The sequence below is a fragment of the Brevibacillus jepli genome, from assembly GCF_047229145.1.
In the GTDB taxonomy this organism is placed as follows: Bacteria; Bacillota; Bacilli; order Brevibacillales; family Brevibacillaceae; genus Brevibacillus.
Window position 1 is genome coordinate 75,923 of record NZ_JBFEFW010000018.1, and the last position, 25,114, is coordinate 101,036.

A 25,114-nucleotide genomic window follows, 5' to 3' on the forward strand; every position below is an offset into this window, starting at 1 on the left:
ACACCAAGCGAAAAAAGGGTGACCCGTGGCCACCCTTCAAAAGGCATTCCTGCTAAAGATGAATCGTATTACCTACAGGATTCGAGCGTGTCCTGAGTAGATATGCCCACGTTCGGAATCAACTGTTACGATTTGTCCGTCCTTCAATAAGTCCGTAGCAAATTGCACCCCTACGATGACTGGAACGCCGAGATTCAGGCCTACAATGGCTGCGTGAGAGGTAAGTCCGCCCTCTTCGCAAATCACTGCTCCAGCCTTGCCAAACGCATCAATCATGTCGGAGTCGGTACCGATCGTCACGAGGATGTCTCCTTCTTCTACTTTTGCCAGCGCTTCTTCAGCAGAACGGGCAATGACTACCTTGTTCGTAACAACCTTACGACCGATTCCTTGTCCTTTTGCAACTACATCGCCAATGACGTGGATCTTCATCAGATTCGTTGTCCCTACTTCACGCACAGGTACCCCTGCCGTAATGACAACGAGATCGCCATGACGTACAAATCCGGCATCGAGCGCCTCCTGGACAGACATCTCCAGCATTTCATCCGTAGTGTTAGCCATTTCACCCTTCACCGGATACACGCCATTCACGAGCGAGAGACGACGAATGATAGCTTCATGAGGTGTTACCGCTACGATTGGAGCCTTCGGACGGAATTTGGATACCATCCGTGCTGTGTGTCCGCTTTCGGTCGCTGTGATGATCGCTGCTGCGTCCAGATCCAGCGCGGCATTGGATACAGCTTGGCTAATCGCATCGGTAATCGTCACTTGCTTGAGCTGTGCTTGTGCATACAGGATCTCACGATAATTCAGCTCTTGCTCTGCACGTACAGCGATTCGCACCATCGTTTCTACAGACTCAACCGGATATTTGCCGGCAGCAGTCTCTCCGGAGAGCATAATCGCATCTGTACCATCGAATACCGCGTTCGCTACGTCACTCGCTTCCGCACGTGTCGGACGAGGGTTACGCTGCATGGAATCGAGCATTTGTGTCGCCGTAATGACTGGCTTCGCGAGCTCGTTGCACTTCTTGATCAGCTTCTTCTGAACGAGTGGCACTTCTTCTGCCGGAATCTCTACGCCCAAGTCACCGCGCGCCACCATGATTCCATCTGTTACTACCAGAATTTCGTCTACATTATCGACGCCTTCCTGGTTTTCGATTTTCGCGATAATATCGATCCGCACGTTATGACGCTCCAGGATTTGGCGAATCTCCAAGATATCCGATGCTTTTCGAACGAAGGACGCCGCAATGAAATCAACTTCTTGCTTAATGCCGAATTCGATATCCTGCGCATCCTTTTCTGTAATACCTGGCAGGTTGATTTTGACGCCAGGAACATTGACACCTTTTTTGCTCTTCAGTGTTCCTCCGTTTTTGATCAAGCAGATGATCTCGGTGTCGCGCACCTCTTGTACAGTCAGTCCAATCAAACCGTCGTCGATCAAGATCGTATCACCGATTTTCACATCACGCGGCAATTCCGGATACGTAATGGAGACGCGCTCAGCAGTACCCGCCACTTCTTCAGTCGTGAGGATCAGTGTGTTACCTTCTACGAGCTCAACTGCATCTACAGACAGCGTACCCGTACGGATTTCAGGACCTTTTGTATCCAGCAGGATTGCTACTGGCTTCCCTGTTTCTTGCGATGCCTGGCGAATGTTCACAATTCGTGCCGCATGCTCCTCATGAGAACCATGGGAAAAATTCAAACGCGCTACGTTCATCCCTGCTTCGATCAGTTTTTTCAGTGTTTCAACCGATTCACTTGCCGGTCCGATGGTACATACGATTTTTGCTTTCCTTAACATAAGATGTAAGCCTCCTCGACACTCGTAAAAACTGTCAGATTTATATAGATAGCGTGCGCGCCAATTGATAAATGGATAAATCCAATTGATGCTTGGTCGCCAGTGCTTCTTGAAAATCAACATCAACAATCTGGTTGTTCTGAATCCCAACCATTCGGTCCTGCTTGCCTTCCAATAGGAGGTCAACTGCTGCGGCACCCATTCTGCTGGCCAGCATGCGGTCCATTGCAGTAGGGGAACCTCCGCGCTGAATATGGCCCAGTACAGTCACTCGCGTCTCCCAGCCTGTTTCTTTCGTAATGGCTTCAGCATACGAGGCAGCACTGCCCACACCCTCCGCGACAATAATGATGGAATGCTTTTTGCCACGGCGTTGTCCAGCATGGAGTCGCTCGATGATGTCGTCCAATTCCTGCGACGCTTCTGGGATAATAATGGACTCGGCACCTGCTGCAAGCCCTGCCCACAATGCCAGATCACCTGCGTCACGCCCCATGACCTCAATAATGTACGTGCGTTCATGCGAGGTAGCGGTATCTCGGATTTTATCAATCGCTTCCACGACTGTATTCAGTGCCGTATCAAACCCAATGGTGAAATCGGTGCACGGAATGTCATTATCAATCGTACCCGGTACACCAATGGTCGGGAAGCCTTTTTCGGTCAGCTTCTGCGCTCCGCGAAACGACCCATCTCCCCCAATTACAATTAGGCCCTCGATTCCATGAGCCCGTAATTGCTCCACTGCTTTTTGCTGTCCGGCTTCCGTCTTGAATGCTTCACTGCGGGCCGAGTAGAGAATGGTTCCTCCTCGCTGGATAATGTCCCCAACAGAGCCCAGTGACATTTCCTTGATATCTCCCCTCATCAGCCCTTCATATCCGTGGTATACCCCAAACATTTGTACCTCATGATAATGAGCACGACGTACAGCCGCCCGGACTGCAGCATTCATGCCAGGAGAATCTCCACCGCTGGTGAGAACTGCAAGTTTTCGCATGGAATCCACCTCTCCAATCATATCGTCTTTAGCATGTCATTTAACGGAAACAGTATGTACCATACTTTGTATGAAACATGCTGTATCACTCATTTTCGCATATCTGTTATACAGTCGATAGATATGTGCCATACTTTTTGAAAGCTCTGATAACTCTTTCATTCGACTTCGATTGTAGCAGATTTTCCTCGGAGAAAAAAGAAAAAAACGCCCCCTGATTATTACAGGGAGGCGAATTCTCCGATCTGTTTAAACTTCTCGTAACGGTCCTGTATCAATTCTTCTGGAGTTAAACGACCCAACTGTTCTAGTTGTTCCGTAATGACCGCTTTGACCATTCCTGCCTGCGCAATGAGATCACGATGGGCTCCTCCGAATGGTTCATCAATAATGCCGTCAATGACTCCTAATTCCAACAAATCAGGAGCCGTAATTTTCATTGTCTCTGCTGCACGCATACCCAAGCTGGAATCTCTCCAGAGAATCGCAGCGGCGCTCTCAGGTGCAATCACGGAGTAATAGGAATTCTCCAACATATAGATGCGGTTACCTACGCTGATCGCCAAGGCCCCACCACTTCCGCCTTCCCCGATGACAATGCAAATAATCGGCACGCCAAATGTTGCCATTTCGCGCAGATTGCGGGCAATCGCTTCACTCTGTCCGCGCTCTTCTGCCGCTTTTCCAGGATAAGCACCTGATGTATTAATAAAGCAGATGATCGGCCGGCCGAACTTATCTGCCTGCTGCATAATGCGCAAGGCCTTCCGATAGCCTTCCGGGTGAGCCATCCCGAAATTACGCTTAATGTTGTCTTTTGTGTCTTTCCCTTTTTGGTGACCAATGACAGTAACTGGGCGTCCATCCAGCTTGGCAATTCCGCCCACGATGGAATGGTCGTCTCCGAACAAACGGTCTCCATGTACCTCGAGAAAATCTGTAAAAAGTAGTTGTATATAGTCCAAAGTCGTTGGCCGTTCCGGATGACGAGCCAGCTGAACACGCTGCCATGGAGTCAGATTGCCGTAAATTTGCGCGGCAAGCTCTTTTGATTTTTGTTCGAGACGCTGTACCTCGTCAGAGAAATCAATTCCCTTTTCCTCAGTAAAACGACGCAATTCCTTAATCTTGTCTTGTAATTCTACTAATGGCTTTTCAAAGGAGAGTTCGCCTGCCATGTTTCTACTCCTTCCCGAGACGTGTGCATCTCTACCAGTTTGGACAGCGTATTCCGCACATCCTTACGGTGTACCACCATGTCGAGCTGCCCGTTTTTCAACAAGAATTCCGCTGTTTGGAAGTCTTTTGGCAACTCCTGACGGATCGTTTGCTCAATGACTCGACGCCCGGCAAAACCGATCATAGCCCCTGGTTCTGCGATATTGTAATCTCCCAACGAAGAAAAGCTGGCCGATACGCCACCATATGTAGGGTTCGTCATGACCGAAACGAACAGCAAGCGTTCGCGGTCCAAACGAGACAACGCCGCGCTGGTCTTCGCCATTTGCATCAGACTCAATACGCCTTCCTGCATACGTGCTCCACCAGATGCGCTGAACAAAATGAAAGGCAAACGCCGTTCGATCGCTTGCTCAATGGCGCGCGTGATTTTTTCCCCGACGACCGATCCCATACTCGCCATACGGAAACGAGAATCCATGACCCCAATCACGATGCGGTTACCACCTAGGACACCTTCTCCTGTAATGATCGCCTCATTCAAATTGGTGTTGGCCATATCTTGCTCCAGTTTTTCCAAATAACCAGGAAAACCGAGTGGATTGGCTGTAATCAGATTGGCGTCAAATTCCTCTGTCAGTACCCCATCATCCAGAAGCGCTTGCAGACGCTCTGGAGCGGACATGGAGTAGTGGAACTGGCAGCCTTTGCAGACGCGCAAATTCTTCTCCAAATCCTTCGAGTAGTGAATCGTCCCACAATGTGGGCATTTATTCATCAATCCCTCAGGGACTTCCTTTTCTTTCGTACCCGCTTCCTTGCTAGTGTCGGTGGAAGCTGGGACACGTGCCAATGTCTCTGAAGGAACTGTAGCGAATTTGCGCTTTTTCCCAAAAAGATCTTTAAGCACAGGTATACCCACCTTTCTCTTCAGTGAAGGATCGTACCGAGTACATCCCGGACTTCGTTTAGTTCACTCTCAGGCACAAGAATCTCGTATTGCTTCGATACCTTGCCTTCGCGAACCTTTACCAAAAACCCTTCATCTGTCAAACGTTGCTGTATCCGTTCTGCAATTCTAGCGCTAGGAGCGATGTAGATGACCGTCCACATGCTGGCTTCCTCCTCAATCGTCCAATACAGGTCTGCATCATCATATCACAGCGCCAGCGCCCCTCGCAAATTGGGGGAAAACTATAGCTTGCTGTTCTCCAAATGCTGCTTCATTCTCTCAAGCGCGACGTTTACATCGCCTTCGCGAATGGCTTCCATAATCTGTCGATGCTCTACGAGTGCTGCTCTCGCTCTACCTTCTCGAGACAGTGACTCAATACGAACACTGTTGCTGTACTCGACCAACGGTGTCCAGATGCGGTGCAGAATCGAGTTGCGGCTGGAGCGACAGATTACACGATGAAACAGATAGTCTTCTTCCGCAGGTACCTCGCCTCTTGCTACTCTTTCCTCTGCAATAGCCAGGATGCGTTCCATTTCATCAAAATGCTTGTCTGTCGCCCGTCTACAAGCCAACCGGACAGCATCCAGCTCAAGCATTCGCCGCATTTCGATCAAGTCCTTCTTGGTTTTGGTATCCCGTAGGATAAAAAAGCCAAGAATATCGATCAGCCGATTGTGTCGGTAATGCTTCAGGAAGGTGCCTTCCCCGCGACGCGTCTCAATGAGCCCAAGAAGTTCAAGAGCCCGAAGAGCCTCGCGTACAGAGGAACGTCCAGCGCCCAGTTGCTCAGCCAGCTCTCGCTCGGACGGCAGCTTGTCGCCAACACGCAAGTTTTGCTCCTGAATGATTTCATGGAGTTGCAGGAGAATTCCTTCGTAAACCTTTCGATCTTGTGAAGAGTCGAGCACGATTATCCTCCTTACTCGTACCTTTTCGTAACGAGAATCACCCTCCACGTTTGTAAAAAGCCTACTGGTTTTTCGCGGAGGGTGTTGTCGGCAGTTCTTTAGGCTTCTTGATAAGAAATAGCAGTCAATCTAGATGTCTTTTGTTTTACTTCTTCCGGATCAACTGTGATGCGAGCAACACCAGTCTCCATTGCTGCTTTTGCTACTGCCGCAGCAACGTTTGGTGCTACACGTGGATCGAATGCGGAAGGGATCACTTTATCTGCGTTCAACTCTTCTGCTGTAATCAGGTCTGCGATGGCATAAACAGCAGCCAGCTTCATTTCTTCGTTGATTTCAGTCGCACGTACATCCAACGCGCCACGGAAGATTCCTGGGAAGGCCAGGACGTTGTTTACTTGGTTCGGGAAGTCGGAACGGCCTGTACCGATTACTGCTGCACCTGCTTCTTTTGCTTCTTGCGGCATGATTTCAGGTACCGGGTTTGCCATAGCAAAAATGATCGGATCGCGGTTCATCGAACGAACCATGTCCTGTGTAACAGCGCCAGCTACGGATACACCGATGAATACGTCAGCACCCTTCATTGCATCAGCCAGGTCACCTTGCAGCATGCTGCGGTTCGTGATTTTCGCCATTTGTTCCTTCACTGGGTTCATACCGAATGGACGGCCTTCGTACACGATTCCTTTTGTATCAACCATGATCACTTCTTTAACGCCCATGGAAATCAAAAGCTTCATGATCGCGATACCCGCTGCACCCGCACCGTTCGCTACTACACGGATATCTTCCAGCTTTTTGTCAACCACGCGCAGAGCATTGATCAGACCTGCTGCTGTAACGATTGCTGTACCGTGTTGGTCATCGTGGAAAATCGGGATATTTGTTTCGCGCTTCAGACGCTCTTCGATTTCGAAGCATGCAGGAGCTGCGATATCTTCTAAGTTAACGCCACCAAAAGTAGGCTCAAGCAGTTTTACTGTCTCAACGATTTTGTCTACATCTGTTGTGTTCAGGCAGATCGGGAACGCATCAACACCTGCGAAGGATTTGAACAGAACTGCTTTACCTTCCATAACCGGCATTGCTGCTTCTGGTCCAATGTTACCGAGACCCAGTACAGCTGTACCGTCGCTGACAACTGCAACCAGGTTGCCTTTCATTGTGTAATCGTACACTTTGGACTTGTCATCAAAAATATCTTTGCAAGGCTCGGCAACCCCTGGAGAATAGGCAAGGCTTAGATCGTATGCGTCGCGCACAGGTACCTTGGTCACTGCCTCCAGTTTTCCTTGATGTTTTCTGTGAAGCTCCAGTGCTTCCTCTCTCAGGTTGGACATGAGATCCACTCCATTTCACGATAATAGTTTCTATGATTGCTTGTAGGCGGTAAAAAACGCCTGGGTTATCCCAAGTGGTCTGACCACTAATTGAGTTATGCTCTCAATATAATGCAAAACCTATTCCGTGTAAACCTGCCGAAAACGGCGAAAAAGGGAGGACATTCCTCATCCTCCCCAATTTATAGGCATTTCTTTCCGAATTACGCTGTCTGGACCCACAATTTCTCGCGCTTGCTCCAAAAATGGCTCATCTACATCTACCCAATTCGCTTCTGGAAGGCGAATTGTCTGTCTTTTTCCTTCATAGAAGAGAATGACAGGAATCGTTCCTTTTTTTTCGACAAACAAGCGTGAAAGTCTTTGCAACGTCGAATCGTGCTCTTGCTCTGCCGAAATTTTGACAAATAGGACGGTCTCGGACTTCGGCTGCGGCAATGTTTGCGCATCCCAAAAACGGGAAGCCAATAGCTTGACCATGTCATCCTGATGATCTACTCGCGCTTCTGCGACGACGATTTGTTCGCGTTCGAGCAGTGGCGCGTACTTCGTGTACACCTGGGGGAAAACGACCAGCTCGACTGGCGCCGTTTTGTCCTCCAGTGTAATAAATGCCATCGGGTCCCCTTTTTTCGTTTGGATGCGTCTGGCTTCTGTTACCATTCCAAATACTTTCACCGTTTTGTCGCGCGGTACATCTCCCAAGGAAGAAATGACCGTCACCTCAGGGCGGCTAGCGACATGGGCAAACTGATCAAGCGGATGACCGGATATGTATACGCCGATCAGGTCCCGCTCTTCTTTTAGTTGCTGTGTACGTGAGAGCGGCGGCACCTCGGGATATTCTGCCGGCTCGCGCAATGGTGCCGGGTCCTCTACACCTGCAAATAGATTGAGTTGGTTGGCGTCTCGTTCTATACGCTTGCTGTTTGCTTTCCCTACTGCTTCATCCAGCAATAGCAAAAGCTGACTGCGATGTCCTGGCAATGAGTCCAGTGCGCCACACAAGGTAAGCGACTCTACGACTCTGCGGTTAACTAACCTCGCATCCACACGGGCACAAAAATCAAACACATCGCGATACGGTCTGCCTTTGCGCTCTTTTACGATCGATTCAATCGCACCGTAGCCGACGTTTTTCACTGCGGCCAGACCGAAGCGAATCGCATCCTGCTCGACACTAAAATAGGCCTGGCTCTTATTCACGTCTGGTCCGAGTACGGTAAGCTGCAGCCGCCGCGCTTCTTCCGTATACTCGGCAATTCTCGTCTGACTGCCAATCGACAAGGAAAGCAGCGCTGCCATGAAGGCAAGCGGATAGGTCGCTTTCAAATAAGCCATCTGGTAAGCGATGACGGCGTAAGCTACCGAGTGGGCTTTGTTGAAGCCGTAATCGGCAAAACGCACGATCAGGTCGTATACTTGATTGCCCAGCTCATCCCCGTAGCCTTGCCGGACACAACCAGCGACGAACTTCTCACGCTGCTCCGCCAATAGCTCCCGCTTCTTTTTCCCGACTGCCCGGCGTAAAATATCTGCCTCACCGAGACTGAAACCCGCGAGCGTCGAGGAAATCTGCATAATTTGCTCCTGATAAATCATAAAACCGTGCGTCTCCCGCAAAATCGGCTCCAAGACAGGGTGGGCATACTGTACTTTGCTCTGCCCGTGCTTGGCGGCGATGTACTGCGGGATGATCTCCATCGGCCCTGGGCGATACAAAGCCAGAACCGCAATAATGTCATCGAGGCTGCTCGGCTTCAAATCTCGCAGCACATTGCGCATTCCCGAAGACTCCAGTTGGAAAATGCCTGTTGTCTCGCCACGAGACAGCATCCGAAACGTTTTCTCATCGTCTGTCGGCAGTTTATCCAGATCAATCGATATTCCCTGCTCCTGCAAATGACGCAATGTTTCCTGAATAATTGTCAAGTTGCGCAAGCCGAGGAAGTCCATCTTCAGCAGACCGACCTCTTCGAGAATTTCCATTGGGTATTGCGTAAGGGCCAAGCCTTCATTTCCCGTCTGCAGTGGAACGTAATTGGTCAGCGGCTCACGCGAAATGACGACACCAGCCGCATGGGTAGAGGCGTGTCGCGGCAAGCCTTCTACACCTTTTGCCGTCTCGATCAGCTGGGCTGCCTGTTTGTTTTCCGCACATAGCTTGCCAATATCAGGATTGATCTTCATCGCTCGATCAATGGTCATGCCTGGTGATTGCGGAATCATTTTGGCGACGCGATCCACGATTCCCAAAGACAAGCCTAACGCCCGCCCAACGTCTCGCACAGCCGCACGGGCCGCCATCGTTCCGAAGGTAATGATCTGGGCGACACGGTCGTGACCATACTTGCTTGCCACGTACTGAATCACTTCGTCACGGCGCTCAACAGAAAAATCAATATCAATATCAGGCATCGTCACACGCTCTGGATTGAGGAACCGTTCAAAGAGCAGCTGAAAGCGCAGCGGATCGACATTCGTGATTTTCAAAACATACGAAACGAGGCTTCCTGCCGCGGAGCCGCGTCCCGGTCCAGTCGGTATCCCGTGTTCGTGCGCGTACCGCATGAAATCCCAGACGATCAGAAAGTAGTCGGTAAAGCCTGTGCCTGTAATAATCGATAGCTCGTGATCCAGACGTTGTTGCACTTCTGGCGTTATCTCCCCGTATCGCTCCCGACAGCCCTTTTCACAGAGTTCACGCAAATACTGCGTCGAATCTTGTCCTGCTGGCAACGGATATTCCGGCAAAATATGCGCGCCAAAGGTCAAGTCCAGCTTGCACCTGTCAGCAACAGCTACCGTATTTGCTAGCGCCTGGGGAGCGAAGGCAAAGAGCGTCGCCATCTCCTCGGCACTTTTTAAATAATATTGATCCGTCTCGTAGCGAAAACGATTGTCTTCACCGATCGTCTTCCCTTCCTTGATCGCCAGCAATATGTCATGCTGCTGATAATCCTCTCGGTGAATGTAATGAACATTGTTCGTCGCAATCAGCGGAATCCCCGTCTCCTGGCTCAGCTTAACCAGACGAGTATTCAGCCTGCGCTCAATCTCCAGTCCGTGATCAGCCAGCTCTAAATAAAATTGCTGTTCACCAAACAGCCGCTGATACCAGAGGGCTGCTTCTTTCGCAGCATCCGCTTCTCCAGCCAATAACAGCTTGGCTACTTCTCCTTGCTGGCAGCCGCTAAGTGCGATGAGGCCGTCTGTATGCTTTGCCAGCACTTCTTTGTTTAAACGTGGAAGAATGTAGTTGCCGTCCGTATTCGCGATCGTCGCCAGCTTCAGCAAATTCCGGTAGCCGGTCTCATTTTCAGCGAGAACGATCAGATGACTGGGGGCTGGCGCATTTCGAACGCGATCTTGAAGATTTCCTTCTATTACGTATAGCTCCATCCCGATAATCGGTTTGATGCCTTCTTCCAGACAAGCTTTATAAAACGGGATCGCCCCGTACAGATTGGCATGGTCAGTCATTGCCAGTGCATGCATCCCCATTTCGCGGGCTTGCTTCACTAACGCATCGATACGTGCTGCTCCATCGAGCAGGCTGTACTCCGTATGAACATGCAAATGGACAAAGGAGGTCATGTTATTACCCCTCTCAATTTTCACGATTGAAACATTCTTTCTTACATTATACCGGAAGTATAGCGCATACGGGCGCCAGGAACAAATGTTCTTATCTGTATTTGACCGTTCTCCCCTGATTTTGGTAGGATAATACCAGCATTACTAGAAAGGATGAATCCATCTATGTGGTCTGCCTTTTATATGACCGGCGTTCTCGCTTCCCTGGTAGCCAGTGTCTACTTTAGCGTCCATGCGCGCAGACGAGGCATCCATCCGCTTGAATCGCGCATGTTGCTCGGGAAAATGAATGTGTCGTTGGGGATACTTGTTTCTTTGTTCGGCATCAATCAGTTCACTTTTGATTCTCTCGATACGATTCGCATTGTCGTCGCTTTGGTCATGCTGATTGTAGGAGCTATGAATTTATTTTTGGGAACTCGCAATTATTTCCGTTATCGTACAGCTTGGCAGGCAGAACTGAAAAAAGGGGTATAAGTGTTCAGAGCCTCTATAAGTAAAAAAGGCATGGGAACAGCGTTACGTTCCGCATGCCTTTTGATTTTGGGGAGAAACATCGCTGGAAATACTTTTCCTCTATTCCCAGCTGTTTATCATGGCTAAACCTATAGGGCTCTCGCTATAATGAGTTTGTGTGACATTCTATTGCTTCGACAACCTGAGCGGCAGTGCCGAAGGTTGTCCTTTTTTCTGTTCAAGCGCGGAGGAAACGATTTCCTGCTATTGCAGGTCCTCGGCTTTTGCCCATAGTTCCTCCGGGTTCAGCTCGTAGATCCCCTCTTCTCGATACATATAGTGATTCATGATGAATTCCCGGCGAATCGTAGCATAATCCTCATGGAACTGGCGGATATACTCGTTGATCTCTTGTTCCTTGTACTTGCGACCTTTTTCTAGCCCTTGCACCATGAATTCAAAGACGATCAGCTTTTTCTTTCGTTGGGACGGGATTTGTTTCAGCTTGCCATCTGGCGTAATGAAGCTGCGAATGACCTGCATTTTTTCTGCTGCCATCTGGTGCCTCCTCTGAACATGTAAGTTGTCTTGTGCAAAAAGCTCCTCTGCTGTCGTATCCTTGGCCTTTTCCATGACGTTCACGATTGCCTGGGACTGTCGTTTTACATTTGCTTCATGCAAGTAGAAGTAGATGGTGTTTTTATCACGACGCTCGTAAACGACTCCTGCATCTCGCAGCTTTGCCATATGGTGTGTGATGGTCGGAGGTGTCACGCCTAGCTTGCCCGCGAGCGCCTGGCCATGCAGCGGACCATTTGCTAAAATCGCGAGGATGCGTACGCGCGTCGGGTCTCCGAGTGCTTTGTAAAAGGTGACGAGTTGGTCTAATTGCAAATGGGACACTCCTTTCTTCGTTATTCTCTCTAATTAGACGTTATTCTAATTAGATGATAAGTTAGAATTCTAACCCTGTCAATTCATGGGTGACAAAGCTCCTTTATCGTTGCTGTTGGTGGCAGCGGAAAAAGGAGAAAACGCTCGAGCTTCTTGGGCCCCCTGCATGGGGGTCATTCCTGCACGGCTCCGTGGAAAAAGGGAAACCGCGTCCAAAGTAGTCCTCCCAGGAAGCATGTTCAGAGGTGGACGCTTAAAGGCGTGTTTCCCTTTTTCCACTGCGCCTCGGCTGGTGTCCCAAAGAGCCTCGCTTATTTCTCCTTTTTCCTTGAAGCGGCTGTATTGTTCGTTGTGACTTGAATTGTTTTGTCAGTTAAAGAAGATGATTTGAACATCTTGAATCCACTTTCAAGGATGTTACCCAAAGCTGCGTAGAAGAAGCGCATTTCCAGTCCAAACGCCTCTGAAGCCCAACTCAGTGTAGGAATGAATGGACAGTCCGCTCCCCCCTTGCAGGTCGTAGACAGAAGCTTAGACTGGAATTGCATTCTTCCCCGGGTGAAAAGTCTCCTATATCGCTGCTGTCGGCGGCAGCGGAAAAAGGAGAAAACGCTCGAGCTTCTTGGGCCCCCTGCATGGGGGTCATTCCTGCACGGCTCCGTGGAAAAAGGGAAACCGCGTCCAAAGTAGTCCCCCCAGGAAGCATGTTCAGAGGTGGACGCTTAAAGGCGTGTTTCCCTTTTTCCACGGAGCCTCGGCTGGTTTCCCAAAGAGCCTCGCTTATTTCTCCTTTTTCCTTGAAGCGGCTGTCTACTTCGTTGTTGCTGGTTTGACAGTGAATCAGGATGAATTTAACATCATGAATGAACTTTCAAGATGCCTTTACCAAAGCTGCGTAGAAGAAGCGTATTTCCAGTCCAAGCGCCTCTGGAGCCCTACTCAGTGTAGGAATGAATGACGGGGAATTTCAGCTTCACTTATGGAATACTTCCTCGAAACTTCAACGTTTGAAGCGCTCCCGTCATTCATTCCGGAACGGACAGTATCTACCCCTTGCGGGGCGGAGGCCGAAGCGTAGACTGGAAATGCGCTTCTTCTCCCCACTACAGCCACTTTTCAACACAAAAAAGAACAGTCCATAATAGACTGTTCCTTCCTTTTAACGCTCAATAATTTGTGCAGTAATCATGGCCTGCCCCACGAGTTGTTCGCCGTGGAATACGGATACCTCGACTTTTCCGAAGCGGCGGCTGATATCCAGTAGGCGTGGCTTTACTTCTATGTGACTTTCCATCTGGACTGGCTTTAAGAAATAGACAGTGATGTTTTCCGGGACCATGTCACCGCGACGATGATGGCGCAGCAGGTTACAAGCAGCCTCGACCATGACTGTTGTCATGATCCCGCTGGCAATTGTACCGAGATGGTTGGTCATCTGCGGGCTCACATCTCCCAAATAAACTACCTCATCTGTCTGGCGCTCCTCCCGGAAATGGGACATGATCATATTCGGGAACGTTTCGCTCATTTGTGGTTGCTTGGCTGTAAATTGAAGCGCTTTTAATACGTCGTTGCGGCTTAAGACCCCCACGAGCTTGCGATGGTTGTCTACTACAGGCAACAGTTCAATTCCTTCCCAAACCATCGTGTGCGCCGAAGACGCTACAGACACACGCGGCGAGGTGGTAATCGGGTTCTTCGTCATGACCTTGTCAATCGTCGCTGTTTCCTCGTGTCCGATAATGTCTTTGGAAGTCACAATCCCGATCAGGCGCATCTGCTCATCAACGACAGGGAATCTCGTATCCTGATACAGCTCGGTATACTGATGCCACTTGGCTACAGAATCTGTTGTCAATAATACAGGAGTTTCTGCGAGCGGCTTCAGTATGTCTTCTACCATGACGATTTCCTTTTTGATCAGGCGATCGTAAATGGCTCGGTTAATCATCGAGGCTACCGTAAAGGAGTCGTAGCTAGACGAAATGATCGGCATCGCCAAACGGTCAGCCAGCTGCTTAATTTCCTCGCTCGTATCGAATCCCCCTGTGATTAACACGGCAGCACCTTGCTGCAAAGCGATTTTGTGCGCCTGATAGCGGTTCCCTACAATTAAAAGACTACCGGCATCAATATAGCGCATCATGGCGTCTAGCTGCATGGCGCCTATTACGAATTTATTCAAGGTCTTGTGCAAACCTTCTCGTCCTGCCTGAACATGACCATCGACGATGTTTACAACCTCCGCGAAGGTTAATCGCTCAATATTTTCCTTTTGCTTCTTCTCGATTCTCACCGTACCGACACGCTCAATCGTGCTGACGTATCCTTGAGTTTCCGCTTCTTTGATCGCACGGTATGCCGTACCTTCACTCACATCCAGGTCTTTCGCGATCTGCCGCACGGAAATCTTCGAACCGATCGGAAGGCGATCAATATGTTGCAAGATTTGTTCATGCTTCGTTGCCATATTGCTATTCCCCCTTCCTTCTCTCCACCCGTTCATGTACGTGCGCTCCTTCGACCAATATACCCGAAGGCGAGGCAAAAAAAAAGGGTAGCTTTTTTCAAAGCTACCGACCAGAAAGTATATCATTAAGGGGGTTTTCATCGTGCTTTTATCTTACCCAAGGAATATTACAGGATTATTACAACACAGTTACAGTTTCTTTTCATTTTAGTACGTGTTCAAAAAGACGACTTTTTAACTCATTTTCATTAACTGATGAAGTTTGCCAATAATCCTTGGATAAGCCCGATCATACCACCGAGGATAAACCCGAGAACTGTAATCATGCGGAATTCTTTGCCGGAAATCCCTACTACCATCTCTTCAATTCTTTCAATCGGGAACCCTTCTACCTGACGTGTCACAATATCTCGTATCGCCAGGCGTGAAAAGATTCTCTCTATATTCTGCTGCAATGTTTCAACCATCCATTTGGCCAAACGCGGAACGAGCTCAGTCGTCACCGTCTCGGCAATAGGTGCTGTCAAATGCGACAGAGGCTCATCCACGATACGCAGGCTTTGTTCCTCCAGCTTGGCAAAAAGCACCCGCGACCATTCATCCACCTGATCTCGCCCAATCCAGGCGACCACTTCACCCATATTTTTGTCCAAGAGCTTGTCCGCTTCCTTGTGCAAAAAGTAATGCACGCGCTCCGAAAGCTCCCTGCTTTGCAAAAGCTCATCGAGATAAGGAAGAATTTTGCCCAAAATCTTGTCATCCCCGAGAAACATCCCGACCAAGCCACCGAACATGCCTCCGCCTCCACCCAATAGCCCGCGAACCATGTTCTGCAAGGTTTGCTGTCCTTCTGGTGAATGCAAATATTCACGGAAACGCTTCAAGAGCAATTCACTCACACTACCAAGTGCAACATCCAGACGCTGGCGTCCGTTGTCAGTAAGTAAATCTCGCAGCTTCTTCTCTTCGTATTGCGCAAGCACACGCTCGACAAAGGTATCCCATTTTGCCTCGATTGGCGCGCGGACACCCTCACTCCACGTCCCGTCTTCTCGAAACAACTGAGGCATTACCGTGAGCAATACTTGACGTAGACTACGCTCATCCATCATCCTATCGCGAGCGATGGTGTTCAACCATCCTGCCAACGTGCTCTCCAAGCCGCTCTGGTTCAGCGCACGCTTGATCCCCTCTGTCGTCAGCAAATGTTCTTCGACGAGTCTGCCCATTTGTATCGCGATATCATCGCGCCTTCTCGGAATCAATCCCGGCGTAAAAGGCACTTTCCAACGGCCTATATACCACGGCTTCACTGGCTTAAACAGCATTCTGATGGCTAACTCGTTCGTAATGCCACCGATGACAGAGCCTACTGCAATATTCACTAATAGTATCCAAGCGTTCATAAATCCTTACAACCTCTCTTCTCTACATGGCACCAAACGATTTGGCTGCTCATACCATAGACTAACTTTGCCTGATGGGAAGGGGATACTCATGTCTTACGTACCAACGATCGTTGTCGAAAACGGGACAATATCGGAAGTAGACCTTTACCTGCCCCAGGCGCACTTGCGCAAATGGAATCTTTCAACACCGTCCATCATTACGGTCCAATTTGGGAGCAAGACCGTTTCCGCCCGCGTAGGCGGTGTGGAACGAGGCGGTAAAACCTCGAGCAAAACCTTCATACGACCATCTTTAGCTCAATCGCTGTATCTGCCCAGGGGCGTTCCACTCTTGGTCCGTTATGAGGCGAGCGAGAAAACGCTCGTTTTCGGACCGTATGTAGGAGTGCTTGTTTCGAGCTACAACGCAGCGCTCTCTCTTGGACCGTTTGGACACCTAAACTCTTTCTTCCAGGAGATGTCCGATATTACCCGTAAACGCGGAGGCATCCTTTGCGCGTTTCGGCTTCAGGATGTCAACTGGGATGCAGGCATTGTGCGCGGCCTCGTTAGAAGAGGAGGCGTCTGGAAACAAACAGTACTTCCGCTTCCCCAATGCATTTACAACCGGCTCGTATCCCGCCAACGCGAACGAAGTGAACAGATGACCAATTGGATTCAACGCTGCAAGGACGCTTCCATTCCCTTTTTTAACGAACGTTTTTTGAACAAGTGGAATGTGCACGCCGCTCTCGAGAATCAGCCAACAGCAGCCGATCATCTCCCGAGCATGATTCGTTATCAGAAGCAGGAAGATCTGCGGCAAATGCTTTCTTCGTATCGCACCGTTTATGCAAAACCAGCAAATGGCAGTATGGGGCGCGGGATCATTCGAGTGCGCAGCTCACCCAGTGGATACCAGCTCGCCTTCCCTGGAGGATTGCGTAAATCATTTTCAACCATTCAAGGTTTACATCAGTATTTGCATAAAAGGACAAAAGCTACATCTTATTTGTTGCAGCAAGGCTTACCTTTAATCGGCATCCAGGGACGACCGACAGATTTTCGTGTATTAGTCCAAAAAGACCGAAAAGGCGAATGGTCCGTCACATCCATGGTAGCTCGCCTAGGATTAAACCGTATTGTTTCCAATATATCCAGAGGCGGCCAGATGATGACTCCCCTTCAAGCCTTGCGGGTATGTGGACCATGGGAGAGCTCGATTCGTCCATCCACTCAAACGCTACGGTCAGTAGCACTTAAGCTCGCGATCCTTTTGGAAGAATCACTTCCAGGGCAGTACGCAGAATTAGGAATCGATCTGGGAGTCGATGTCCGCGGGCGGGTGTGGTTATTGGAGGTCAATAGCAAGCCATCCAAGTCAGCCAAAACGGTCCCATTGCCTGAAGGTGCCGAAGAGCTGCCTCGGCGCGCTCGTCCCTCTGTCGTACGCATGCTGGATTATTCAGCCTTTTTAAGTGGTTTTCCCCGGATAATCAAGCCACAAAAGACGATAAAAAGAAGACCGAAGAGTAACAAAAACAGGCGAAGGTGACCTACATGACAGCAACCGAGAGAAGTCTTGGCATCATAACCCGGTGCCAAGGCTCCCACTTTGTAGACAAAGGGTATTACAAAAAGCTCACGCTCTACGGACGCAAGCACGGCATACGCGTCTTCGTTTTTTCACCGCGGCAGGTTAACTTTTCTACCCGAATGGTAAAAGGCTTCGAGTATCGCAATGGCGCCTGGCATGCGAAAGACTTTCCACTCCCAGCCTTCATCTACGACCGTTGCTTTGTGGGCCCATCTTATCGCCACTATAAACCATTTGTGGAAAAGTTGCAAAACGATCGCAACATTACGTTTTTGGGGCATGGTCTGTCTGGAAAATGGCAGGTGCACCAGATGCTCGCCAAGTCCCCTCAACTCGCTCCGTTGCTTCCACCTACTGAAATTTTCTCTTATCCTGCACTACATGCAGCCCTGGAAAAATACGGGGCAGCCATTATCAAGCCTATGGCGGGAACTCACGGTATTGGCGTAGTGAGGATCAAGGAAATGCGCAGTGGATATGAAGCTTCTGGACGAAATCGGGATAATAAGCCCTTCACCAGACGCATCGGGGACATTGCCGGATTAAAGAGCTTCGTGTCAGTCTTTACGGCTGGACGCAAGTTTCTCGTACAGCCCTATTTGGAGTTGCATACCCCCGACGGTACCCCCTTCGATATCCGCATATTGGTTCAAAAAAATGAGCTGGGTAAATGGGGAACCACTGGCAAAGCCGTGCGCCTGGGTGACAGACGCAGTGTAACCTCCAATTTGCACGGAGGAGGGAAAGCGTCACCTCTGGCCTCTTTCCTGTCCCATCACTTCTCACCCGTCAAAAAGACACGCATCGAGCACACCATCAACCGAATAGCGGAAGAACTCCCCCGTTTTTTGGAGGAGTCCCACGGCAGACTCGTTGAGCTAGGGATTGATATCGGAGTCGACACCGCAGGAAATGTTTGGATCATTGAGGTAAACAGCAGACCAGGGCGAACTGTTTTTCGCATGATTGACGACCCGACTGCACAACTGCAATCGATTACTCAGCCTGTTCGCTACGCCCACTATCTCATGAAAGAGCGTGTAGGAGGTTAAAGCATGGAAACGTTAAGAATGCGGCTTCGCATCCTTTCCAACCCCCGTATTAGTGGGATCGTCCTGCCAGCTACTCTCTTCCAAAAACTACAGCTTCGACCCCGTCAAAAGATTAGAATCTTTCTGGGGAAAAAGGAAGTAGTCGCAACTGTCTTACAAGATAAACGCAATCCAGAGTCGAACGTTTTGAAAGTTACGACTCACTTGCAAACCGAACTGGGCATTCCCCATCCTGGACTGATTCAGCTTAAAGTAGAGGAGGCTGGGCTTAGAATTGGTCCTTCGATCGGGATCGTTACCACTGGCATACGTCGAGATCCAAAGCAGCCAATCGGCCCACGCACCTCGTTTTTTTACAAGCTATTGCAGGCTCAAGAGGGTAAAGGTGTTTTCTACTATATATTTTCGCCAACCGATGTGGACTGGGATTCCAATACGGTCCATGCGTGGTTTTTGCGCAGGAACAATTCAGGCGGATACTATTGGAAAAAGCACGTCACAGCCATGCCAGATGTCGTCTATGACCGCATCCCTTCACGTTCGGCAGAAAAGCATGAAGCCGTTCGCGAATTCAAGTACAGACTCGCCAACTACCCCGATTTGCCGATGTTCAATCAGGGCTTTTTTAACAAATGGGGCGTGCACCAGCTGCTTTACCCGAATCCAGAAGTGAATGAGCATATTCCTGAGACGTACACATCCCCTTCTCTTGCAACTGTTCGAAACTTGCTGCGCAAATACCCCATCGTCTATTTGAAGCCCAAAAACGGCAGTCTCGGGTATGGCATTGTCAAAGTCGTCAGGCAAACAGGCGGTGGCTATACCGCTTCCTATCATACAAGCAGCGGCAATGTAAAAAAACAGTTTTCCAAGCTGTCCAGTCTTTATCAGCATGTCTTCCGCAGTCGTCGAGTCAGCTCATACCTGGCACAGCAAGGCATCTCGCTCATGACATTCCATGGACGTCCGTTTGACTTCCGCGTTCATTTGCATAAAAATCAGCAAAACGAGTGGGTCGTCTCTTGCACGGCCGCCAAAGTTGCCGGTACTGGCAGTGTCACAACCCATGTACGCACGGGTGGAACTGTTATTCCCGGAGACGACCTGTTGCAGCACCTGTTTGGCAAACAAAAACCGCTCATGACCCAACGCATTTCTGAAGCATCGATCAGACTCGCTACTGCCATTGAGCTAGCAAAAGGGATTGACTTAGGCGAATTAGGGCTGGACATGGGGATCGATACACAAGGCCATGTCTGGATGTTTGAAGCCAATTCCAAGCCAGGCCGTTCCATTTTCAAGCACGCACGCCTGAGGCAGGCTGATCAAGAATCACGTAAGCTACTCGTCGATTATAGCTGTTACTTGGCCAATTTCTAGTCATACACGATCTGTACCGTTTTTCAGGAAGGAGGAACACCATGCTTCAGCAGCGCTCCGGGTGGCTGACGATCCTCCCTAGCGGTAGATGGTTCGTACAGTTACCTCGGCTAGTCCTCAAACGCTCGCCAAAGCCACTGGTCGCCAATCTTGGTCCCTTTTCTCATACCAAACGGATTTACGCAGGTCTCCCTCGCGTGCAGCTAGGCCGTATTCGCACACGCATTAACTGGAAGATGGCGGGCGACTCCCTGAAGCTCGGCCCTTTATTGGGCATACTGACCGTCGGCGAAGGGTCAACCTTCTTAGGAAACCGTGAAAACTTTAAGGATATTACGCAATCGGGGAAGAAATGGGGAGCACTCGTATATGTGTTCACTCCCCAAGGAATCAATTGGGAGAAGAAGAAGGTGCGCGGCTATTTATACAATAACCGTCAAAACTTGTGGCAAGAAGTGATTCTACCTTTTCCGCATGTGGTTTACAACCGAATTCCAACGAGAAAAGCAGAGCGGCGACCCGAAGTCCGCAGAGCTTTGAGCCGCATTCATGATATGCCAAACGTCACATTGTTTAATCCCGGCTTCTTTGATAAGCAAAAGCTGTTTTCGATGCTTGAGTCCCACCCTGAGGTGCATGCTTTTTTACCGCAGACGAAAAAGCTGGACACCTTGGCCCGCTTCCGCAGCTTTTGTACAGAGCATCGCTTTGTCTACTTAAAACCTGTACGCGGTAAAGCTGGAGAAGGAATTATGCGCATTGATTTCAAAAACGACAGGTGGCTTCTGCAACGCTTAAAAGAGCAAAAGGCCATTACTCGTCGCTTTGCCAATCTCAATGATGTATGGAGGCACATCAGAATTCATGTCAAGCAACAGAAGTACATCATGCAGCAAGGCATCCGCCGTGCTCACTACAAAGGCAAACCTTTTGATGTGCGCGTCCTCGTACAGAAAAACGGCGATGGCGAGTGGGGAGTAACAGGCGTCGGAATCAGACGGTCTGGCTCGCAAAGCATAACCACTCATGTGCCACGTGGCGGCTCTATACACTCTCTATCCACCGTTCTGCAAGCCTTATTCCCCTATAATCCGGAGCAAATGGAACAACATATTCACCATACTGCGCTTGCAATCGCCCGCTCTTTAAATACAGAACTAACGGATTTGGCTGAGATGTCAATGGATCTCGGCTTGACAGCAGACGGGAGGCTATGGTTCTTTGAAGCAAACGCCAAGCCGGAGAAATTCGATGAACCCACGATCAGACGTTTGTCGTTAGCAAATTTGATTCACTATGCACAACATGTATCCCGCCTAGAAGGTAGGCGAGGCGTCTTCGCAGGATAAGGGAGTCGACATGAAAGCTTTTTTCCGATATGTCATTTTACCACCGCAAGCACTAGCCGAATCTCAGTCGACCTTGGTGCGATTTGCCCGTCAGGAAGGGGAACGGCGCATCACCCAAAACACGATTGACTGGCTGACGCGATTGACCCCCAAGATGCTCTCTCGTAAAGATACGAGTGTAGCTCTTGCCATGAACGGGAAACGAGTCATTGGGCTGTTTGCCGTTTCCCGCTGTAGATTGGGTCAATCCTTCCTGGTTGTAGATAAACGCTACCGCAATAGGGGAATCGGCACAGCGTTGACATTAGCCATGTGTCAACACTTCCCTAAGCTGTACGTGCGGGTAGCACTGGACAATGAGGCAAGTCTCACCTTATTCCGCTCCATTGGCTTTACGCCTGTCAAAGCGAGTATCGGAATCACTAGAAAACCAATGCTTTGGCTCGCGTATGGAAGCTGGAATCCAACTGATCTACAAGAACATGCCGTGTAGACTCCGGCATGTTTTTTTCGTTTCGGATGCATGACCTGACCGCCCTTGGAAAAAATACTCCGTGGAGGTGGTCTTAACCATGACCCATACATTTAACCATATGATGCAATCCCAGCAACAACCGCAATTTTTTGGAGCCATGAGTCCTGCAGGTGCTATGTTCCAGCAAGGCTACGCCGGAACCAACGTGCAGGAAGTACAGCATTGGAACCACGGCGGTCATGCTCAATCTATTGGAACACCTTCATTGGGTATGTCCTCCGGTGGGGCACAATCGATTTTCTCCCCAGGTTTTGCAAATACCAATGCCCAAGAAGTGAGACAACTTAACAACACTGGCTATCCACAACAACAGCAGCATTACGGCTATGCTCAAAATCAAGCGCTTCAGTCCATGCAAAACCAATCTACTGGCTATGCGCAAGGTCAGCAGGCTGGCTACATGCAAGCACAGCCTTCTTATCAGCAGTCGGTTGGACAAGGCTCCATTTTCTCTCCGGGCTTTGCCGGCACGAATGTTCAAGAGGTTCAAGCCCGCAATCAAGTTGGCTATAGCGGCTACGGAGGACAAGCTGGCTATACGAATCAAGCAGCGTATCCGCCAGCGATGACTGGCAGTATTTTTGCGCCTGGCTTTGCCAATACCAATGTTCAGGAAGTTCGCCAGTTGAATAACACTGGCTACGGCATGCAAGTGCAACAAGGTCAGCAGCAGCAACATCAGCTGCAACCACAGGCATATGCCAATCAAGCGTTCAGCAATCAGGCGTACAGCAATCAGGCTGGCACAGGAGCACAATCGATCTACTCTCCTGGCTTTGCGGGCACGAACACACAAGAGGTTCGCCAGTTGAACACCCCTGGTCAGATGGCTCCTCACACAGGCTCCATTTTCCCTGGCACTTTCTAATGAGAAAAGCGTGACCATCCATCGCGATGGTCACGCTTTTTGTTAGGAGAGATAGTTTAGCGGTCTGCATTTTCCCAAATCGCCTGATACACAGCATGCAAATCTTGCAGACTCTCTTCATCCACTGTAAAAATGATGCTGCCAAACACGTAGGCATCATTCTGCACGCAGGACCATCCATCCCCGGTTGGTTGAAACTGCGCCTCCACACACGCCTCCGTCTGATCCAGTAGTTGCCGTACCGCTACATGCTTTTCCAACGATGGTCGATAGCTTTCCATCACTTGCGCAAGGCGTTCATCCTGACGCCCCAGCCGATACAGGGCAAGCTCAATCTGGAGCCAGCAGGTCACATAAAAATGAAACTCCAAAAATAACGTGTGTACGGCTGCACGGATTTTGTCGTGGTCACCAGCTTCCAAGGCTGCACGTGCTTCCTGCTTTTTCTCCTGAATCAGGTCAAAATGACTGACTGCTCCACGGTAAAACTTGCGCACCACGTTGTACAACATCTCTGGCGTACGCTGCGGAAGATTTCGATGTCGGTTTTGCACATCTCGCATGTCTTGTTCTCCTCTTTCCGACGCTCGTTTTCTTCTATTGTACAACAATGGTGTACGATGCTGGCAGCCTACTCTTTCCCGTTTTTCCAGTAGTCATAAGCATGGATGGCCAGCCCCCAATAAGAAGAGTATCGATCCAGTGCTTTTGTCACCAGATCCAGCTGCCGATCCATTTCGCCCATGCCTTCCTCGTAAAAGGTGATGCCATTCCCTTCGTGGCTTTCTTTCGTCTCCACTGCGACGACCAATTTTTTCTGGAGGCTCTCTGCGTACTTCATTTGATTTTCGACTAAGCCGATGATTCCAGGAGCCCGATCACGAAAAGCCATCAAGGTCGTATGATCAAGCTGTTTCATCATCCAATGTGAAAACGGCAATTCGGGCTGACCCGGAGTAGGCGTCTTGTCCAGCCATGCAGCAAGATCGACACTCGCTTCCAAGGAGGTTCCGTCTTTGGTCTCCTCGACAAAAGCCTCGATATTGCCCATCCACTGACGTAAAACCGCCTCTTTATCCTCTCGCCAAACGGGCAGGACGTATGGCTCGATGTCCAGATGAATGCCATGAAACTGCTCTTCGGTGGAAACGGACTGATTGTAGTCTTTCACCCAATTGACCAGCTTCATGATCTTGCTTCGACTCTCAGTCAAAGCCCAGATCGGATGCCCGCCCAACGCATGAACCTCGATACCAGCTGCACGAGCGTCTTTTACGAAATCGCGATAATAGGAAATCGGCTGTTCCAAATCGAGACGAACGTAGAGGAGATTCACCCCGTTTTGTTCCGCAAAGGCGAGGATTTCCTCCTTTTCCGTGCCAATCAATTCTGCACGCCATATGTAGGTGCCTTTGTAGCGTTGCTTCGTTACCGGGGGCAGTGGAGCCGCCTCCTTCCAGTAGCGATAATCATGAATAGCCACGCCAGAGAAGGACGAATGCTGTTCCAAGTGTGCAGGCAATTCCTCTAATTGCTGATTCATGTAAGCCGGGCCTTCCTCTGCAAATGAGGAGTGGTCTTCATCCAGCGGCTTTATATTCACAGCGACCAAGACACGCGACTCTAATTCATCTGCATCCTTCATTTCCTGATCGATCAAATTCAGGATGCCATTTTGACCGGAAAGTGTGTCACGATACGCCATGATACATACCGTATCAAACTCGCTCATCATCCATTTGGACAAGGACATCTCTTCTTGTCCCGGAACGGGAATATCGTCCAGCCAAAAAGGAATGGCTGCACTGGCAACCAAATCCTGTTCTTTTGACACCTCGGCTGTGAACGCCTGCACATTGGCTTGCCATTCACGAATAATCCGCTTCTGATCCGTCTCCCAAAACGGCAGGAGATACGGCTCGATGTCTAACTGAATCCCGCGAATACGCTCATTCTTCTCTGCTTCGCGGTTATAGCTTTTTACCCAGTGGACGATGTTCATCATTCGCTTCTCATTACTTTTGAGCGCCCAAGCTGGATGACCGGCTACCGCATGAACCTCGATCCCCATCGCTGCTGCTTCGCGGATAAAATCGCGGTAGTACTCATAGGGCTTGTTCATTTCGATTCGCAAGTAGACGAGATTAATATCGTTACTTTTGCAGAAATCGAGTATCTCTTGTTTCTCTCTCCCGATCATTTCGGATTGCCAGATCCACGTTGCTTTACTCTTCTTCTCCGCGGGGGAAAAGCCGAACAGAAAGCCGACCGTCAGGCAGAGAACACTTAAATAGATGCGCGCAGCTTTCATTC

General features: G+C 49.7%; 20 protein-coding genes. 7 read left to right on the forward strand and 13 right to left on the reverse strand.

Annotated features, from left to right (window positions below; all coding sequences use genetic code 11):
* Positions 1–72: 72 nt before the first annotated feature.
* The 8 genes from pyk to AB1L17_RS19655 all read right to left on the reverse strand — a co-directional run bounded on the left by pyk (position 73) and on the right by AB1L17_RS19655 (position 10,812).
* Positions 73–1,827, reverse strand: a complete 1,755-nt coding sequence (gene pyk, locus AB1L17_RS19620; protein ID WP_412846760.1) for a pyruvate kinase — start codon at positions 1,825–1,827, stop codon at positions 73–75.
* Positions 1,828–1,867: 40 nt separating this feature from the next.
* Positions 1,868–2,827 (reverse strand): 6-phosphofructokinase, encoded by a 960-nt coding sequence (gene pfkA / locus AB1L17_RS19625; RefSeq protein WP_412846759.1) that lies wholly within the window; start codon positions 2,825–2,827, stop codon positions 1,868–1,870.
* A gap of 221 nt (positions 2,828–3,048) precedes the next feature.
* Positions 3,049–4,005 carry an acetyl-CoA carboxylase carboxyl transferase subunit alpha gene (gene accA / locus AB1L17_RS19630; protein WP_412846758.1) on the reverse strand — a complete coding sequence of 319 codons (957 nt, stop codon included), beginning with the start codon at positions 4,003–4,005 and terminating at the stop codon, positions 3,049–3,051.
* Positions 3,972–4,916 carry an acetyl-CoA carboxylase, carboxyltransferase subunit beta gene (gene accD / locus AB1L17_RS19635; RefSeq protein ID WP_412846757.1) on the reverse strand — a complete coding sequence of 315 codons (945 nt, stop codon included), beginning with the start codon at positions 4,914–4,916 and terminating at the stop codon, positions 3,972–3,974. Before accD ends, accA begins: the two co-directional genes overlap by 34 nt.
* 20 nt (positions 4,917–4,936) lie before the next feature.
* The gene (locus tag AB1L17_RS19640; protein ID WP_007725347.1) at positions 4,937–5,119 is read right to left on the reverse strand and encodes a hypothetical protein; all 183 of its coding nucleotides are present in this window, start codon (positions 5,117–5,119) and stop codon (positions 4,937–4,939) included.
* Between the two features lie 81 nt (positions 5,120–5,200).
* The gene (locus tag AB1L17_RS19645) at positions 5,201–5,872 is read right to left on the reverse strand and encodes a FadR/GntR family transcriptional regulator (RefSeq protein ID WP_412846756.1); all 672 of its coding nucleotides are present in this window, start codon (positions 5,870–5,872) and stop codon (positions 5,201–5,203) included.
* 98 nt (positions 5,873–5,970) lie between these two features.
* Entirely contained in the window at positions 5,971–7,215 is a 1,245-nt protein-coding gene (gene ystJ, locus AB1L17_RS19650) for an NADP-dependent malic enzyme (protein ID WP_412846755.1), read from the reverse strand.
* Between the two features lie 168 nt (positions 7,216–7,383).
* Positions 7,384–10,812: a DNA polymerase III subunit alpha gene (locus tag AB1L17_RS19655; protein WP_412846754.1), complete on the reverse strand. Its 3,429-nt coding sequence runs from the start codon at positions 10,810–10,812 to the stop codon at positions 7,384–7,386.
* Positions 10,813–10,977: 165 nt separating this feature from the next.
* Between AB1L17_RS19655 and AB1L17_RS19660 the strand changes: the two genes are divergently transcribed.
* Positions 10,978–11,289: a YtpI family protein gene (locus tag AB1L17_RS19660; RefSeq protein WP_412846753.1), complete on the forward strand. Its 312-nt coding sequence runs from the start codon at positions 10,978–10,980 to the stop codon at positions 11,287–11,289.
* 243 nt (positions 11,290–11,532) lie between these two features.
* On the opposite strand, the gene AB1L17_RS19665 is transcribed toward AB1L17_RS19660, so the two are convergent.
* The 3 genes from AB1L17_RS19665 to AB1L17_RS19675 all read right to left on the reverse strand — a co-directional run bounded on the left by AB1L17_RS19665 (position 11,533) and on the right by AB1L17_RS19675 (position 16,038).
* Positions 11,533–12,162: a DUF2087 domain-containing protein gene (locus tag AB1L17_RS19665; protein WP_412846752.1), complete on the reverse strand. Its 630-nt coding sequence runs from the start codon at positions 12,160–12,162 to the stop codon at positions 11,533–11,535.
* Between the two features lie 1,159 nt (positions 12,163–13,321).
* Complete coding sequence (locus AB1L17_RS19670; protein ID WP_412846751.1) at positions 13,322–14,632, reverse strand: DRTGG domain-containing protein; 1,311 nt, start codon at positions 14,630–14,632, stop codon at positions 13,322–13,324.
* Between the two features lie 248 nt (positions 14,633–14,880).
* Positions 14,881–16,038, reverse strand: a complete 1,158-nt coding sequence (locus AB1L17_RS19675; protein WP_412846750.1) for a DUF445 domain-containing protein — start codon at positions 16,036–16,038, stop codon at positions 14,881–14,883.
* 91 nt (positions 16,039–16,129) lie between these two features.
* Between AB1L17_RS19675 and AB1L17_RS19680 the strand changes: the two genes are divergently transcribed.
* From AB1L17_RS19680 to AB1L17_RS19705, 6 genes are all read left to right on the forward strand, one after another.
* Positions 16,130–17,575 carry a YheC/YheD family endospore coat-associated protein gene (locus tag AB1L17_RS19680; protein ID WP_412846749.1) on the forward strand — a complete coding sequence of 482 codons (1,446 nt, stop codon included), beginning with the start codon at positions 16,130–16,132 and terminating at the stop codon, positions 17,573–17,575.
* 5 nt (positions 17,576–17,580) lie between these two features.
* On the forward strand, positions 17,581–18,669 hold the full coding sequence (locus AB1L17_RS19685; protein WP_412846748.1) for a YheC/YheD family endospore coat-associated protein: 1,089 nt from the start codon (positions 17,581–17,583) through the stop codon (positions 18,667–18,669).
* A 3-nt stretch (positions 18,670–18,672) separates the two neighbouring features.
* Positions 18,673–20,049, forward strand: a complete 1,377-nt coding sequence (locus AB1L17_RS19690) for a YheC/YheD family endospore coat-associated protein (protein WP_412846747.1) — start codon at positions 18,673–18,675, stop codon at positions 20,047–20,049.
* A 41-nt stretch (positions 20,050–20,090) separates the two neighbouring features.
* Positions 20,091–21,398, forward strand: coding sequence for a YheC/YheD family endospore coat-associated protein (locus AB1L17_RS19695; RefSeq protein ID WP_412846746.1), 1,308 nt, complete (start codon positions 20,091–20,093; stop codon positions 21,396–21,398).
* Positions 21,399–21,408: 10 nt separating this feature from the next.
* On the forward strand, positions 21,409–21,891 hold the full coding sequence (locus AB1L17_RS19700) for a GNAT family N-acetyltransferase (protein ID WP_412846744.1): 483 nt from the start codon (positions 21,409–21,411) through the stop codon (positions 21,889–21,891).
* Positions 21,892–21,970: 79 nt separating this feature from the next.
* Positions 21,971–22,801: a hypothetical protein gene (locus AB1L17_RS19705; protein WP_412846743.1), complete on the forward strand. Its 831-nt coding sequence runs from the start codon at positions 21,971–21,973 to the stop codon at positions 22,799–22,801.
* Between the two features lie 56 nt (positions 22,802–22,857).
* On the opposite strand, the gene AB1L17_RS19710 is transcribed toward AB1L17_RS19705, so the two are convergent.
* Both AB1L17_RS19710 and AB1L17_RS19715 read right to left on the reverse strand, forming a co-directional pair.
* On the reverse strand, positions 22,858–23,364 hold the full coding sequence (locus AB1L17_RS19710; protein ID WP_412846742.1) for a hypothetical protein: 507 nt from the start codon (positions 23,362–23,364) through the stop codon (positions 22,858–22,860).
* Positions 23,365–23,432: 68 nt separating this feature from the next.
* The gene (locus AB1L17_RS19715; RefSeq protein ID WP_412846741.1) at positions 23,433–25,112 is read right to left on the reverse strand and encodes a hypothetical protein; all 1,680 of its coding nucleotides are present in this window, start codon (positions 25,110–25,112) and stop codon (positions 23,433–23,435) included.
* Positions 25,113–25,114 lie beyond the last annotated feature (2 nt).